This window comes from Exiguobacterium sp. s83 (assembly GCF_018617095.1).
GTDB classification, from domain to species: domain Bacteria; phylum Bacillota; class Bacilli; order Exiguobacteriales; family Exiguobacteriaceae; genus Exiguobacterium; species Exiguobacterium profundum.
This window is the reverse complement of record NZ_JACSJP010000001.1, coordinates 12099-27203: the sequence shown is the minus strand read 5'-3', so window position 1 is coordinate 27203 and position 15105 is coordinate 12099. Positions and strand designations below refer to the sequence as shown.

At 48.1% G+C, this 15105-nt stretch carries 14 protein-coding genes; 6 read left to right on the top strand and 8 right to left on the bottom strand.

The annotated features are described in order from the left end of the window. The first annotated feature begins 5 nt into the window (after nucleotides 1-5). From KNO73_RS00195 to KNO73_RS00185, 3 genes are read left to right on the top strand one after another with little or no spacing between them, the layout of a single operon-like run. Nucleotides 6-929: a magnesium transporter CorA family protein gene (locus KNO73_RS00195; RefSeq protein ID WP_214685814.1), complete on the top strand. Its 924-nt coding sequence runs from the start codon at nucleotides 6-8 to the stop codon at nucleotides 927-929. Between the two features lie 36 nt (nucleotides 930-965). Then, nucleotides 966-2057: a DNA polymerase IV gene (gene dinB / locus KNO73_RS00190; RefSeq protein WP_215111892.1), complete on the top strand. Its 1092-nt coding sequence runs from the start codon at nucleotides 966-968 to the stop codon at nucleotides 2055-2057. 39 nt (nucleotides 2058-2096) lie between these two features. Beyond that, nucleotides 2097-2315, top strand: a complete 219-nt coding sequence (locus tag KNO73_RS00185; RefSeq protein WP_015880927.1) for a YhzD family protein — start codon at nucleotides 2097-2099, stop codon at nucleotides 2313-2315. A 39-nt stretch (nucleotides 2316-2354) separates the two neighbouring features. On the opposite strand, the gene KNO73_RS00180 is transcribed toward KNO73_RS00185, so the two are convergent. The 4 genes from KNO73_RS00180 to KNO73_RS00165 form a co-directional block, all read right to left on the bottom strand. After that, nucleotides 2355-2846 carry a hypothetical protein gene (locus KNO73_RS00180; protein ID WP_215111891.1) on the bottom strand — a complete coding sequence of 164 codons (492 nt, stop codon included), beginning with the start codon at nucleotides 2844-2846 and terminating at the stop codon, nucleotides 2355-2357. 63 nt (nucleotides 2847-2909) lie between these two features. Then, entirely contained in the window at nucleotides 2910-4685 is a 1776-nt protein-coding gene (locus tag KNO73_RS00175) for an SLC13 family permease (RefSeq protein ID WP_215111890.1), read from the bottom strand. Nucleotides 4686-4813: 128 nt separating this feature from the next. Further along, entirely contained in the window at nucleotides 4814-5185 is a 372-nt protein-coding gene (locus KNO73_RS00170) for a YlbF family regulator (RefSeq protein WP_015880924.1), read from the bottom strand. 35 nt (nucleotides 5186-5220) lie between these two features. After that, nucleotides 5221-6312: a DUF445 domain-containing protein gene (locus tag KNO73_RS00165; RefSeq protein ID WP_214689406.1), complete on the bottom strand. Its 1092-nt coding sequence runs from the start codon at nucleotides 6310-6312 to the stop codon at nucleotides 5221-5223. 69 nt (nucleotides 6313-6381) lie between these two features. On the opposite strand from KNO73_RS00165, the gene KNO73_RS00160 reads away from it, so the two are divergent. Then, nucleotides 6382-7230: a PucR family transcriptional regulator gene (locus tag KNO73_RS00160; RefSeq protein WP_287472313.1), complete on the top strand. Its 849-nt coding sequence runs from the start codon at nucleotides 6382-6384 to the stop codon at nucleotides 7228-7230. Nucleotides 7231-7334: 104 nt separating this feature from the next. After that, nucleotides 7335-8432 carry an ABC transporter ATP-binding protein gene (locus tag KNO73_RS00155; RefSeq protein ID WP_015880921.1) on the top strand — a complete coding sequence of 366 codons (1098 nt, stop codon included), beginning with the start codon at nucleotides 7335-7337 and terminating at the stop codon, nucleotides 8430-8432. A gap of 41 nt (nucleotides 8433-8473) precedes the next feature. Here KNO73_RS00155 and KNO73_RS00150 read toward each other — a convergent pair whose 3' ends face one another. The 3 genes from KNO73_RS00150 to KNO73_RS00140 form a co-directional block, all read right to left on the bottom strand. After that, nucleotides 8474-9124 carry an amino acid ABC transporter permease gene (locus KNO73_RS00150; protein WP_214872892.1) on the bottom strand — a complete coding sequence of 217 codons (651 nt, stop codon included), beginning with the start codon at nucleotides 9122-9124 and terminating at the stop codon, nucleotides 8474-8476. Beyond that, the gene (locus KNO73_RS00145; RefSeq protein ID WP_078146406.1) at nucleotides 9121-9879 is read right to left on the bottom strand and encodes a transporter substrate-binding domain-containing protein; all 759 of its coding nucleotides are present in this window, start codon (nucleotides 9877-9879) and stop codon (nucleotides 9121-9123) included. The genes KNO73_RS00150 and KNO73_RS00145 overlap by 4 nt, the downstream gene beginning before the upstream one ends. Before the next feature lie 126 nt (nucleotides 9880-10005). Next, entirely contained in the window at nucleotides 10006-11733 is a 1728-nt protein-coding gene (locus tag KNO73_RS00140) for a phospho-sugar mutase (protein ID WP_214817730.1), read from the bottom strand. A gap of 100 nt (nucleotides 11734-11833) precedes the next feature. On the opposite strand from KNO73_RS00140, the gene KNO73_RS00135 reads away from it, so the two are divergent. After that, on the top strand, nucleotides 11834-12649 hold the full coding sequence (locus tag KNO73_RS00135) for a sulfurtransferase (protein ID WP_078146404.1): 816 nt from the start codon (nucleotides 11834-11836) through the stop codon (nucleotides 12647-12649). A gap of 13 nt (nucleotides 12650-12662) precedes the next feature. On the opposite strand, the gene KNO73_RS00130 is transcribed toward KNO73_RS00135, so the two are convergent. Continuing rightward, the gene (locus tag KNO73_RS00130; RefSeq protein WP_214731803.1) at nucleotides 12663-15095 is read right to left on the bottom strand and encodes a glycogen/starch/alpha-glucan phosphorylase; all 2433 of its coding nucleotides are present in this window, start codon (nucleotides 15093-15095) and stop codon (nucleotides 12663-12665) included. Nucleotides 15096-15105: the final 10 nt, after the last annotated feature.

Here is a 15105-nt window from a genome sequence, read left to right as displayed (position 1 = left end):
GGATGATGGAATGGGATTGGTATACACGACCGGAAGATTATGTGCATGTTGATCAGCAATATGCCCAAGCCTCTACGTATTGGCTTGAACAATTGACGACTTCGAATGTGACGAAGATTGTCGTCGAAAATGGATATATGTATGGTTCACTCACGCTCGACTATGAACAGTTAGAACGGGAGCCACAAAAAATTGGACACTACTTCATTGGGCCTGATTTTTTATGGACAATCGGCTTTGATGATTTGCACCATGAGTCCGTTCTTGCCAAACAATGTGATTCTCCGATCGAGGCGTTTTACGAGTTGCTTGCCGAACGGATGAACAACTACTTTCATGGCATCGATGAATTTGAAGAACGATTGATGGCCGCTCAAAGGGAAATGACGGGACAAGTTCCCGCTACGTTCATGAATGAGATTTTTGGTCTTCGCAGTGAGATCGAACGGTGGTCCGATACGGTCACCCCATATAAGGAGCTTGTCATGGCGGGACGAGAGGCTTTTTTAACGATCGATTTACAGCAGTTGAAGTCGTATCAACTTGCCGATTATCGAGTCAGTCGATTGCTGACACTCATCAATCATTATCAAGAAGACGTGATTGCGATGACAGACCTCGCCTCCACCCTGTCAAACTTCCGAGGGAACGAAATCATGAAGGCGCTAACCGTCTTCACCGCGCTGACGACTCCCGTCGTTGCATTCGGTGCGGTTTGGGGAATGAACTTTAAAAACATGCCTGAACTGGAATGGCCGCTTGGATATGGATTCGCCTGGCTCATGATTCTTCTCTTCACGCTCATCATCCAAGTGTGGCTGAAACGGAAGAATTGGATTGGCTCATTGCTACAGTTTCCGAATCAAACGACTTCAACGAAACATCGGGCAAAACAAAATTCTCAAAAAACGAACAAAAGTTCGGTATAATGAAAAAAAAGTGATTCACACAAGAAAGGTGATGTTATGGAACGACTCATCATTCATGTGGACATGGACGCATTTTATGCCTCTGTCGAGCAGCGTGACCATCCTAACTTACGAGGAAAGCCCGTCATCGTAGGAGGCCCACCCCACAGCCGTGGGGTCGTTGCGACATGTTCCTATGAGGCGAGGAAATACGGCGTACACAGCGCGATGTCATCACGTCGCGCTTTTGCCTTGTGTCCCCATGCGACGTTTGTCAAACCACGGTTTCAGGCCTATCGACAAGTCAGCGCACAAGTGATGGAGATTTTTAAGTCCGTCACACCGCTCGTCGAACCACTCTCGCTCGATGAGGCTTATCTCGATGTGACGGAGAATTCGTTATTGAGCACATCTGGACCCTTTATCGCCCGGTATATATTAGGCGAAATTAAGCGTCGCACCGGTCTCACCGCGTCTGCCGGAGTCGCACCGTCAAAGTTTGTCGCGAAAATCGCTTCAGGATTTGAGAAACCAAATGGACTCACCGTCGTCCCGCTTGATGAAGTGGCAACCTTTCTCGCTCCCCTCTCCATCGAAGCCATGCATGGCGTCGGAAAAGTGACCGCTCAAACACTTTATAAAAGTGGCTACCATACGATTGGTGACCTTCAACAAACTCGTCCCGAGCAACTGAAAGCCATCTTTGGACACGATCGTGGGCAACAACTGTATGAACTGGCACATGGACGCGATACGCGTCCTGTCGTGGCCACGCGGGAGCGTAAGTCGATTGGATCAGAAACGACGTTCGCATTTGATATCGATGACCCGGAAGAAGTGTTCGAACGGGTCATTCCGGAGATGGAGAACGTATTGCGTCAGCTCGATCGCCGCGACTTGAGCTGTCAAACGGTCACCATCAAAATAAAGACGAGCGAGTTTCAGGCTCGGAGTCATCAAATCAAATTAAACCACCCGACGCATGACCATGATGAGATTAGACGACTTGCTAGACGTCTTTTCGACGAGATGAACGTCACCGAGCCCGTCCGCTTGATCGGACTGACCGTATCCGATTTGATTCCCCGAACTGAATCGACACGACAGCTGACATTCGACGAACTGACAAAACCTTCTCTTGAAGAATGAATGACCATTCATTAAAATGAAGAAAAGGGGGTCGTGTGAATGGAAACATACACGGTAACAGGATTTGAAAATGATGGCACGCTCGTATTGAATGAAATGTTCGAAGCAAGCGACGATCAGTCGGCCAAACAAAAAGGGCTCGACATGCTTCGTGCTGCTGGACATGAGCATAAAGGGGCTCGTATCGTACGACGGGGGCAACTCATCTACTTCGAGCGTTGCAAATTACCGGGGAAACTGAAAGGGACGGCATCTTAACAAAAGTAGACCAGGACAATGATTGTCTTGGTCTACTTTTCATTCACCATATTTTTCATTCCACGCATCCTGCCATTCTTGAAGATCGGGGTGAATATCCTCAAGCGATTCTCCGCTCAAACTATATCCGTTCCCTGAACCTGATCCGTCTGTCACGGGGAATGATGTCCCGCCGATGACCTTTCCATCCACAATCATTACCGAGACAGCAGTCTGTCCTGCGGGAGATTGCTCACCAATCGGATGATCTTCCACCGTAAAGTTTTCGTAGTAGATGGTCTTACCGACGTATTCATCCGGTGATACCGGTTGTAGTCCCCAAACGTTCCGTTCACGATCCTCTGCCAGTTCCTCTAAGGTCAAGGTACTCGTATGCTCGCCTTCATAAGAGACAATCGGGTACTGTTGTTCCTCGAGATACGCTTCGGCCACCTGCCCGTTCTCCGTCATCTCCAGTTCTGATTCAGTTTCCATCTCTTTCCCACACGCAACAAGAAACAGGCAGAAGAATACAATCATCCATTTTTTCATCATCGTCCCCCCCTTTCATCTCCTGATTCCTCTATTTTCGATACTTGTCCCCAAAAATCCTATTCAAAATGGGAAGAGGATGAGAATCATCAGAATTCCTATAATTCCCGTGATGAGTTGCAACGGCACACCGACTTTGACAAAATCCATAAATCGATAGTTGCCGATACTAAAGACCATCGCATTTGTCGGAGATCCGAACGGGGTCATAAAAGCGAGTGACGCCGAGATGGCGACCGCAACGACGAATGGAGCCGGACTGACAGACATCGATTCGGCGAGTGCAATCGCAAGGGGGACGAACAAAATAGCGGTCGCTGTATTCGAGATGATTTGACTAAGAATCATGGTGGAGACGAATAAGACGACGAGTACCCAAGTGGGACCAAAGTCGGCAAACGTCCTTTCAATCCATGCAACGACCCATGCCATGATTCCCGCCTTTTCAAGCGCTGTACCTACCGGGATCATGGCCGCAATCAAGACGAGCGAGGACCATTGAATGGATTGATAGGCGACGTCCATCTGTCGGACAGCTCCACTCAACACCATCGCTAGCGCAGCCAGCCATACGGCAACGGTCGGGTCAACCCATTCGAACATGAACAGGAGCAACAACGTGAGCATGATGATACCTGCTGCGAGCTGATGACGCCCGGATACGACTCGATTGGCCACCTTGGTCACCCGTTCATTCGACAACAGGTCATGTGTCTCTTGCTCCATCCGCTCTAAATCATCCCAAGTCCCTTGTACCATCAACATGTCCCCTTGTTTCAATGGCGTGTCTTTCAATCGCACGTGTGCAATCTCTTCTTGTGGTCGGATGACTTTTAAGACATTGACATGAAACTGATTACGTAACTGACTCTCACTGATTCGCTTCCCGATTAGTCGACTCACCCCTGGGACCGTGAACAGGAGAACCCCTCCGGTTCGATCATCTATACGGGTGGCCTCAATCGGTTCAAATGGAATCTGTTCTTTTTCGGAAAAGTTCCGAACGTGCCGTTCCTCGCCGCTGACAAGTAATTCCCCGGGACGTAGTACGGTGTCCGCATGAGCCGTCTCATGATGGTGTCGTCCATGAACTCGTTCCTTCAAGACTATAACCCCTTCATGAGACCATGGAAGGTCACGTAACTGTTTCCCAATTAACGGATGACTCTTTGCAATCGACATCACATAGACGTTTGGACGCAATGGCTCACTCACCTCCGTTTTCGACCACTGTTTCGCCCCACCTTGATCGAGTAAGCGGTTCCCGATTAGCCGGAAATAAATCAGTCCGATCACCATCACGACCAGACCAATTGGAAACAATGAAAAGAATCCGAGCGGTTCATTTGTGATGCCACGGAGCGCTCCTGCCGCAACAAGATTGGGAGGAGTCCCAATCAGTGTCATCGTTCCACCAATGCTAGAAAAAAAGGCGAGTGGCATGAGATAAGAATCCGTAGACTGTTGGATTTTTCGTGCCATTACCATCACAACGGGAATGAGCAAGGCGACGGTGCCCGTATTGGACATGACACTCGACAAGAGCGTCACCGTCAACATAAACAGGTAGAATAATCGCGTCGCACTCCCGCCCGCGTATGGAATAAGTAAAGAAGCCAACCGTTCCGCCAGACCAGAATGAAACAATCCCGCTCCGACCACGAACAGTCCAGCAATCATCAAGACGACCGGATTGGAGAAACCAGCCATCGCTTCACCTGGCGTCAATTGCTGTGTGAGCACGAGGCAAACGAGTCCAATCAAGGCCACCACGTCCGCCCGTAACCATCCTGCTATAAAAAAGAAAATCATCCCTAAAAGGATTATCACCGTGATCATGCTGATTCACCCTTTCAATATTGTCACAACTTCATTATAACCCACTTTATGTAAGCGCTTACTTCAAGCGTGTGACAATCTCATCAACAAAAAAACGGATGGCTCAATAGCCATCCGCTCATCATTTCTTATTGAACTTCGTTTTCGTTCACCATCGGCGCGTAAAGCTCCTCAAGTGGTTTCATGATGATTTTCGTCACTTCTGTGACGAGTTGGTGCATGCGTTGCTCTTCTTGCATAAGCTCCATGATCAATTCGTTCTGTTGAACGTTCATCATTTTCGTTTGTGCATCCATCATTTCCTGCTCAGAGATTTCCTCTCCTTGCATCTGCTTTTGTTGAAGCGTCATTTGGATGTTACGGAAGTCAGCGAACAACTGGTTCGCTTCCGCATCCGCATTGACACGATCGTATAAAGAAGAGAGTGTTGTGAACTCTTCAGAATCGCGAAGTGCTTTCTCCAATTGGTAAGCTTGGTCGTACAAGTTTGTTTGTGACATGTAACGTCCTCCTAAATGCTATTAGGGTTAAGCCATCACAAGATGGCAATCAACCCTTGAATCAACCCAATCATACCACCTAACAGCGCACCAAGCCATGTTATTGCCCGGAACTCTCGTTTCGAGATCGATAAGACGATCTCTTCGAGGTACGACGTGTCGAGTGATTGGACCTGCTCTTGCACAATCTTATCAATCTTCAATCGGTCCATGATTGTCTCCATTTGGTTCGTGAAGCGCTCAATGACAAGCGCGACACCTTGTGGAACGAGTTCGTCGACAATGCGGGATTCGACGGACTGTGTATACGACGAGACCGGACGATCCAATAATTGTCCGATTGGCAAACGAGATACAACTTGGTCTGTGATGCCATCGATGAGTCGTGCTTCGAGTCGGTCATCGATCAGTGTATCGACCGTCTTCTCACTGAATCGCTCAAATTCACGCGTGATCATCGTCGTCATTCCGTCACGGGTCGATTGACCACGTAAGATGTTGACGATTTCTGGTCGAACCATCTCGACAAAGTTCATGTTTTGAATGAACCCTGCGATAAATCCGAGACGACGCTGGACGAACGAGTCAACCATGTGACGAAGTTGCGCCTCACCTTCAGGAGAATAGAAATATTCCTCTGATTTGACGAGAAGCGCCTCTACGACTTCAGGAATGACCACTCGTACACGGTCCATCCCTTCTTCTCCAAGTAACTCAAACAGCTTTCGTTCTTTCACTTCAGCCATGACGTTCGATAGCTCGTCACGTAGTTTTTCATCTGCTAGCGTGAGGAATCGTGCCTCTGCGTTCGGATAGAGGGGTTCCAATAGCTCGCGAACCGTCTTATCCGAGCGTAACATCGTCTGGACCTCTTGTTGCGCAAAGTGCGTAATATGCGTCGTCACTTGGTCATCTAGCAATCGCTTCCGCATACCCTCTGGTGTCAATAGGTGTTTGACGACCGTCTTCCCTAAACTAGATGCCAGTTCATCTCGACGTTTCGGAATGAGTCCTGGTGTAAAAGGAATCCGGAATGAACCGATGTATTTCGGTTCGTGTGGTCGGAACAACATCTTGATGGCGAGAAAGTTGGTCACGCCCCCGATGGTCGCCCCGATCAATATCATGAGTAAAATCTTAAATAACCCGTCCAAACTGCAAGCCTCCGATCTGAAATATGATACATTGTTGTTGAGGTGATAGTATTGAATACGTTTGATCGTATTAAATCGATTTTTCCGACTGCTGTCCATCGGTCGGAAGATGCATCTGGTGACCTTGATTGGTTCGAGACGCAAGATGGTACCCTATTCGGACTCCCCGCGTTCGAATTGAGCGAACGCGAACAAAAGCTGTTGGCGATGTGGGCGACGCCAATCCTTCAATCAGACCCCCATCAACGAAAATGGCAAGCAACACTTCAAGATGAGACGTTTCGTTTTGAGCAACCGTTTCGGCTCATCTCTCTTTCTCTCCAAGAAGCAGAAGAAGAATCGTTCGAATCCTTCGTCAATATCGTCCGTGACTTTATGCCGCATGCCAAGGTCATCTTGATGTCGACAAGACATATCGAGCTAATTGAGCAAAGCCCATTCGTCGATCTTCAGGAGTTTGAAGACGTATTGCGGGCCATTGCGAGTGACTGTTTCATCGAGGCACATGCTGTCTATAGCGAACGTCCACAAGGTTCGCTTGCCCATGTGTATCGTCAACATCAATTGCTCATGCCATACGCACGTATGTCTACTAAAACTTACCCTGCTAGTCAATTATTATACCATTATTTACTACAACAGGACTCAAAAGAGCGGATGCATATCACTGCCCCGTTAATGCAAATGCTCGATTTATCGACAATCGAATTATTAGAGGCGTTGTTTCGTCACTCGTTGAATGTCTCGCATACCGCCAAAGCACTGTTCATGCATCGAAACACGCTAAATTATCGGCTCGATCGCCTATTTGAGACGACGGGTTACGATGCTCGAACGTTCTATGACGCTAGCCTCCTTCAACTCATGGTCATGTTGCACAAATCCGATTGACGGTTTTTGTGCAACTTGTCCATATTCAATGCAAGCGGTTTCATTATATAATCGTTCTTGTAAGCGCTATTATATACACATAGATTCTTTAGGAGGCTAACGACATGGCAGAAATTCGTTTAGAACACATTGATAAAATTTACGATGGTGGCGTAAAAGCCGTCAGCGATTTCAACTTGCATATCAAAGACCGTGAGTTCATCGTTTTCGTCGGACCGTCTGGTTGCGGAAAATCGACGACACTTCGTATGATCGCAGGACTTGAAGAGATTTCAAACGGTGACTTTATCATTGACGGGAAACGAATGAACGATGTCGCTCCTAAAGATCGTGATATCGCCATGGTCTTCCAAAACTACGCACTTTATCCGCATATGAGCGTCTACGACAACATGGCGTTCGGGTTGAAGCTCCGTAAGTTCCCGAAAGACGAGATCGATCGTCGCGTAAAAGACGCTGCCCGCATTCTCGGTTTGGAAGAATACCTCGAGCGTAAACCAAAAGCGCTGTCAGGTGGACAACGTCAGCGTGTTGCCATCGGTCGTGCAATCGTCCGTGACGCAAAAGTCTTCTTGATGGATGAGCCACTCTCAAACTTGGATGCGAAACTCCGTGTACAAATGCGTAAAGAGATCATTCAACTCCACAACCGCTTGGACACAACGACGATTTACGTTACCCATGACCAAACGGAAGCGATGACACTCGCTACACGGATCGTCATCTTAAAAGACGGAATCATTCAACAAGTCGGTTCGCCGAAAGAAGTATATGATCATCCAGACAACATCTTCGTCGCCGGCTTCATCGGTTCACCATCGATGAACTTCTTCCGCGGTACACTCGCAGAAGGCAAATTCATCACGAACGGTGAAGAAGTCAACGTACCAGAAGGAAAAATGAAGACGCTTCGTGATCGTGGCTATGTCGGAAAAGAGCTCGTCCTCGGAATTCGTCCCGAATCAATCCACGATGAGCCAATCTACATCGACTCACCAACGACACACACGTTCAAAGCGCACATCGACGTCGCTGAGCTCATGGGGTCTGAGTCTTACCTCTACGCTGAACTCGGTGGACAACAGTTCACAGCACGCGTTGACGGTCGCTCGAACATCCACATGGGTGACGATGTCGAACTCGCACTCGATATGACAAAAGCACACTTCTTCGACGGAGAAACTGAAGCAGTCATCCGTTAAGGTATACAAAAAACCTCGATTCGTATGAATCGAGGTTTTTCTTATCGAATCGCGTAACGCTGTTCGAGTTTGTGTTGACCGGCTTGGATCAAGGTCGATAAAATCCAGTAAATCGACGCCGAGAACAAGAGCAACGGCATGACCAAATACGTCGTGGCCGCAATCTGGTCAGACACGTACGTCAACTCCTGTACCGCGATGACCGTCCCGAGGGATGTCGACTTGATGATGTCGATGACCGAGTTCGAGACAGGTGGGATGGCACGTGAGAGTGCCTGTGGGAAAATGATGTCTTTGAAACGTTTCATTTTCGGAATGCCGAGTGCGACACTTGCCTCCACTTGTCCTTTGTCGACCGAGTTGATGGCTGCTCGGAACGCTTCTGAGATATAAGCAGCGAAGTGGAAGCCTAATCCAAAGATGAGCGCCTGCATCCCACTGAGTTGAACGAACCCGGTGAGCCCAACATATAAGATCAACAGTTGAAGTAAGAGCGGTGTTCCACGGAAGAACGAAATGTACGTCCGTGTGAACAATCGTACAATTTTAATCGGACTACTATGAAGTAAAGCGATGATCAGACCGAGCGCCAAGGCGAGAAGAATCGACAGGACACTGGCGATCAACGTGAGCTGGATGGCTTCAAGATAGGCCGAGCGGTTCTCTATGACGGTCGTGATCAGTTCATTCATTGACTGATATCCTCACCGAAGTACTTCTCACCGATTTCTTTCATCGTGCCGTCTTCTTTCATCTCTGTGAGCGCGTCGTTCAACTTGTCAAGCACGTCGCTATCTTGACGTGTCATGAATCCAGCTTCACTTGTGTTGAAGATATCACCGACTGCTTTGACGTCATAACCTGTTTTTTCAAGTTCCGTCAAGATGAAGAGACGGTCGTTGAGGGCCGCGTCCAAACGACCGACTTCGAGGTCTTGAAGGACTTGGTTCGCCCCTTTGTAGAATTTCACTTCAGCGCCAGCTTCTTCAGCCATTTGTGCATAAGCAGAACCTTGTGTCGATCCGACTACTTTTCCGTCGAGGTCGTCGATCCCTTGGATGTCATTGTTGTCTGAACCAACGATGACTTGAGCTCCTGACACCGCGTACGGGTCAGAGAATGCATAGTTCTCTTTACGTTCCTTTGTGATGCTCATTTGGTTGGCAATCATGTCGATGCGTTCAGCGTCGAGTGCCGGGACAAGTCCTTTGAAGTCCATTGCTTCGTATTCCACTTTATAACCGGCACGTTCTGCCGCTTCATTCAAGACGTCGATGTCATATCCAGTCAATTCACCTTTTTCTTTGTACGTGAATGGTGGGTATGTCGCTTCTGTTCCGACCGTGATGACCGCTTCGTCCGCTCCACTGTCTGTTTCGTTACCGCATGCTGCGAGAAGCCCGACTGAAGCTCCGATTGCGAGTACGCTCGTTAATGTCTTTTTCATAATAATTCCGCCTTTCCTATAATCCTTATATGATTACACGGTTTTAAACAATATCCTCATCATACTGGCGCGATGTCTTCATGTCAAACAAAAAACATCACCCTATTTCTAGAGTGATGTTCCTTATCAATCAATCGCTTTCGCTTGTTTCATAACATCCGCCTCAATCGCTTCACGTTTTGCGGTCGTCTTCTCGGCACGATCCGCATGCACACTGAAATAAAACTTGATTTTCGGCTCGGTTCCAGATGGACGAAGACAGAACCACGAACCGTCCGCAAAGACGAATTTCAAGACGTTTGATGATGGCAATTCAATCGTTTCCGATTTACCGGACTGTAAATCGATCGCCACTTGTTTCTTATAGTCTTCGAAACGGGCGACCTCATATCCACCGACTTCTTTTGGCGGATTGGCACGAAACGCCTCCATCATACGTCCGATTTGCTCGAGACCAGCTTTTCCTTTTAACGTCATCGACTGCAAGGACTCTTCATAGAATCCATACTTCTCGTAAATCGACTGCAGCGCATCATAAAGCGTCCGACCGTGTTGCTTATGATAAGCTGCCATCTCGGCTGCGAGTAGGCAAGCCTGAACAGCATCTTTATCACGACAGAAGTCTCCAATCAAATAGCCGTAGCTTTCTTCATACCCGAAGAGGAATTCATATTCGCCTGATTCCTCATATTGTTTGATCTTCTCCCCAATGAACTTGAATCCAGTCAACGTGTTCTCAAGATGTACACCGTACGCTTTTGCAATCGCAGCACCGAGTTCAGACGTGACGATCGTCTTAGCGACAAATCCATTAGACGGCAACGTACCTGTCTCACTCTTTTGTGAGAGGATGTATTCCATTAGGAGCGCGCCTGTCTGGTTCCCAGTCAAGACGAACCACTCCCCGTCCCGTCCGCGCACGGTCAAGCCCACACGGTCCGCATCCGGGTCCGTCGCCATAAGTAAATCAGCATCGACACGGTCCCCGTATTCCATTGCTAATTTAAATGCAGCCTTTTCTTCCGGGTTCGGATAACTGACAGTCGGGAACGCACCATCTGGCTCTGCCTGCTCCTCTACAATTGTCACGTGCTCAAATCCGTACGCCTTCAACCCTTCCATAACCGGACGGCGTCCCGTCCCATGGAGCGGTGAATAGACAATCCGAAGCGGGCTGTCCTGTACGTCATGATGAATCCGAATCGACTGGAGCGCCTCCATATAGGCTTCATCGACTGATGAGTCAACTGTGAGGAGTAGCCCCGTTTGTCGGAGCGCCGCTTCATCTTCAATCTGAATTTTCAGCTCGTCTTCAATCGCATTGACGTACGTAACGAGTTCATCCGCTTCCGCTGGTGGAAGCTGTCCTCCGTCCGCCCCATATACCTTGAATCCGTTATATTCCGGTGGGTTGTGGCTCGCCGTGATCACGATGCCACCGAACGCATTTAAATGACGAACGGCAAACGACAGTTCAGGTGTGGCACGCAAACTTGGGAACAAATACGTCTTGATTCCGTTTGATGCCAATGTCCGCGCCGCTTCTAATGCAAACTCAGGCGAAAAATGACGTGAGTCATGGGCGATGACGACGCCGTGACGTTTCGCCTCTTCCCCTGATGCTGAGATAAAATCAGCAAATCCTTGTGACGCTTTTCGAATCGTATAGACGTTCATCCGGTTCGCACCTGGTCCGATTTCTCCACGCATCCCGCCTGTTCCAAACTCGAGCGTCTTATAAAATGCATCTTCTAATGTGGTTTCATTTTTTGCGAGTTCTTCAAGTTCCGCACGTAAATGCGGCTCGAGCCCTTCGAATTGATTCCAACGGTCATACGTTTGTTGCCATGTCATGATTCATTCCCCTTTCACCCTCAAAAAATTCAATCGAAGTACTCGCCAATTGCTTCCATCTTGTATACGATGAGAGTAACGAAACCTCGAGGTGATATTAATGTTTCCAACAATGCGTGCCCAAGAATTAAAACAAATCGTGCATACGAACTCGATTCGTTTCATCGATTGCCGATATTCGCTAAACGACGCGTCCTATGGTAAATATGTCTACCGAAAGGGACATCTTCCGAACGCTGTCTTTCTCGATTTGATGGAAGACTTGTCCGGTCCGCTCGGCGAACACGGCGGACGGCATCCGCTCCCTTCGAAAGAAGCATGGACGGCAACACTTCGTCGCATCGGCTTGAAAAAAGAAGATTTGGTCATCATTTACGATGACGGCTTCCCATTCGCAGCCCGTGCATGGTGGCTCTTCAAATGGGCCGGTCACGAACGGGTCGTTGTGTTAGAAGGCGGTATCCAATCTGGCATCACTTATTGCGGTGAGACCACTACGGACGTTCCACACTATCCGACAAGCGACTATACGCCAGACTTCCAAGACCATATGATTGCGACACTCGATGAAGTGAAAGCTGCTGCGAGCGGCTCACTCTATGATTCACGAACTGAAGATCGCTTCAACGGGTCACATGAACCAATCGACTCAAAAGCAGGTCATATTCCGAACGCATTGCTCTGCTCTTATGCCGAGGCCATAACAGAACTCGGGACGTTAGAAGACTTCCACGACTTAAAAGAACTGTATAAAGATGTTCTTCCCGTTGAGAACCCCATCTTTTACTGTGGTAGCGGTGTGACCGCCTGCGTCAATATTTTGGCGCTTCACGCTCTCGGAAAAGATGATGTCCGACTCTATCCGGGATCCTATTCCGATTGGATCAGCTATCCAGAAAACGAGGTCCACCCCTAAGGGTGGATCCTTTTTATTTTACGCTCGTCGGTTTGATATTCCAGACCGCGTTTGCGTATTCCGTGATGGTACGGTCACTCGAGAAGATTCCTGACTTCGCCGTATTGACGATTGAGCTTTCAGCCCAACGTGATTGGTCACTGAACACCTCATCGACTCGTCGCTGTGCCCGCATATACGAGACAAAGTCTTTCAAGACGAGGAAGTCATCGTTATAGACGAGGAGAGAATCGAAGATGGATTGGAATTGATATTCGCCCACTTTATCGAACGTTCCGTTGACAAGACCATCGACCACATCTTTGATTTCCTGATGTGCGTGATACATCTCTGCCGCATGATAGCCTCCGAACTTCTTATAGTTCATGACTTCTTGCGGAGATAATCCAAAGATAAAGATGTGATCATCACCGACGGCGTCACGAATTTCGATATTGGCCCCGTCTAACGTTCCAATCGTCAAGGCTCCGTTCATCATGAATTTCATGTTTCCGGTACCGGATGCTTCATAGCTCGCAGTCGAGATTTGTTCGCTCAAGTCAGACCCTGGGAAAATCCGTTCGGCCATGGAGACACGATAGTTTTCAAGGAAGATGACTTTAATGAATTGACTCGCCCGCTTGTCCTTATTGATGAGCGTGGCAAGGGCATTGATATAGCGAATGATCTCTTTCGCATAGTAGTATCCCGGTGCCGCCTTGGCGCCAAAGATAAACGTGCGAGGCACCATCGTAAACGTCGGGTCCGCTTGAATCTTCAAGTAAAGCGCATGGATGTGAAGGGCATTCAGCAATTGTCGCTTATAGGCGTGCAAGCGTTTGACTTGTACGTCAAAGATGGAATGAGGGTCCACTGTCTCTCCCGTTTCTTCTTGAATGTATGCCGCTAAGTCCAATTTGTTTTGTTGCTTCACGTCCATGACTTTTTCTTGGAAGCTCCGGTCTTTCGAAACATCCATCAACTTTTCCAAGTCGTTCGGATGTTCGATCCATGACGGGCCGATTGCTTCCGTAATGGCGTCGGATAATCCCGGGTTCGACTTCAAGAGCCAGCGGCGGTGTGTGATCCCGTTCGTCTTGTTGTTGAAGCGAAGCGGGAACATCTCATATAAGTAACGCATCTCGCGCTGTTTTAAAATATCCGTATGAATTTGCGCTACGCCGTTCGTTGAATGAGAACCGACGACAGCGAGATTGGCCATATTGATCTGTTCGTTTGACACAATTGCAATCTCTCCCATATGGGATTCGAGGTGCGGATAGTTGACGAGTACGTCTCGACAGAAACGTCGATTGATTTCTTCGATGATTTGATACACGCGCGGCAGGAGGCGTTGGTACATCTCGACCGGCCATTTCTCAAGCGCTTCTGCGAGTAGCGTATGGTTCGTGAACGACATGACGCTCTTTGTAATCCGCCACGCCTCGTCCCAACCGTATCCATGCTCATCCATCAAGATGCGCATCAATTCAGGGATTGCGACGACCGGATGCGTATCATTGATATGAATCGCGTAATGGTCGCCTAACTGCTTAAGTGATTTATTTCGCTTCAAATAGGAAACAAGCATCGATTGAATGCCTGCAGATACAAAAAAGTATTGTTGTTTCAAACGTAATACTTTTCCTTCATACGTCGTATCATCTGGATACAAGAATTCCGAAATGGTAGCAATCGACTGTTTATGTTTCAACAAGTCTTTATACGTCCCTTTCGTCTTCTCTAAATACGCCTCGTCGTCAAGTGGTGATTCGGCGTTCCAAAGACGTAACGTATTCACGACATCATTCTTATAACCGATAATCGGCATATCATACGGAACGGCAAGAACAACCTCGTCTGGATGATGGACGACACGCAATCGATCTCCGATTTGTTTCATCTCAATCCAGCCACCGAAATTAATCTCGACCGCTTTATCCTGACGTCTCGTTTCCCACATGTTCCCGTCACGGAGCCAGTTATCCGGCAACTCGACTTGATAGCCGTCTACAATTTTCTGTTTGAAGAGTCCATAACGATAGCGGATCCCGTTTCCATGCCCAGGTAAACTGAGTGCAGCCAACGAATCGAGGAAGCAGGCGGCCAGGCGCCCGAGCCCTCCATTCCCAAGACCCGGCTCTGGTTCCAACTCGGTAATGTCTGTGAAGTCGTATCCGAGATCTTGCAGTCCGTCTCTAACGAGCTCCAATACGTCTAAACTGAGCAAGTTGTTGTATAAGAAGCGACCTAATAAAAATTCTAGCGAGAAATAGATGACTTGCTTACTGTGTTTTTCTTCTTGACGGTCGCGGGTGTGAATCCATTTAGGCATGGCCTGCTCGCGTACCATCGTTGCCAATGTTTGATACACTTCCTGCTCTGTCCCATCCTCGATCGACTTCCCGTTCAATGCAATGAACCGTTCTTTAAATGCGTCGACAAAGCTTTGTTTATCTGTGAACATAAATCAAGTT

Coding starts and splice junctions, on each gene's coding strand:
- KNO73_RS00195 (WP_214685814.1), top strand. CDS start 6: ATGGAATGGGATTGGTATACACGACCGGAAGATTATGTGCATGTTGAT.
- dinB (WP_215111892.1), top strand. CDS start 966: ATGGAACGACTCATCATTCATGTGGACATGGACGCATTTTATGCCTCT.
- KNO73_RS00185 (WP_015880927.1), top strand. CDS start 2,097: ATGGAAACATACACGGTAACAGGATTTGAAAATGATGGCACGCTCGTA.
- KNO73_RS00180 (WP_215111891.1), bottom strand. CDS start 2,846: ATGAAAAAATGGATGATTGTATTCTTCTGCCTGTTTCTTGTTGCGTGT.
- KNO73_RS00175 (WP_215111890.1), bottom strand. CDS start 4,685: ATGATCACGGTGATAATCCTTTTAGGGATGATTTTCTTTTTTATAGCA.
- KNO73_RS00170 (WP_015880924.1), bottom strand. CDS start 5,185: ATGTCACAAACAAACTTGTACGACCAAGCTTACCAATTGGAGAAAGCA.
- KNO73_RS00165 (WP_214689406.1), bottom strand. CDS start 6,312: ATGATATTGATCGGGGCGACCATCGGGGGCGTGACCAACTTTCTCGCC.
- KNO73_RS00155 (WP_015880921.1), top strand. CDS start 7,335: ATGGCAGAAATTCGTTTAGAACACATTGATAAAATTTACGATGGTGGC.
- KNO73_RS00150 (WP_214872892.1), bottom strand. CDS start 9,124: ATGAATGAACTGATCACGACCGTCATAGAGAACCGCTCGGCCTATCTT.
- KNO73_RS00145 (WP_078146406.1), bottom strand. CDS start 9,879: ATGAAAAAGACATTAACGAGCGTACTCGCAATCGGAGCTTCAGTCGGG.
- KNO73_RS00140 (WP_214817730.1), bottom strand. CDS start 11,733: ATGACATGGCAACAAACGTATGACCGTTGGAATCAATTCGAAGGGCTC.
- KNO73_RS00135 (WP_078146404.1), top strand. CDS start 11,834: ATGTTTCCAACAATGCGTGCCCAAGAATTAAAACAAATCGTGCATACG.
- KNO73_RS00130 (WP_214731803.1), bottom strand. CDS start 15,095: ATGTTCACAGATAAACAAAGCTTTGTCGACGCATTTAAAGAACGGTTC.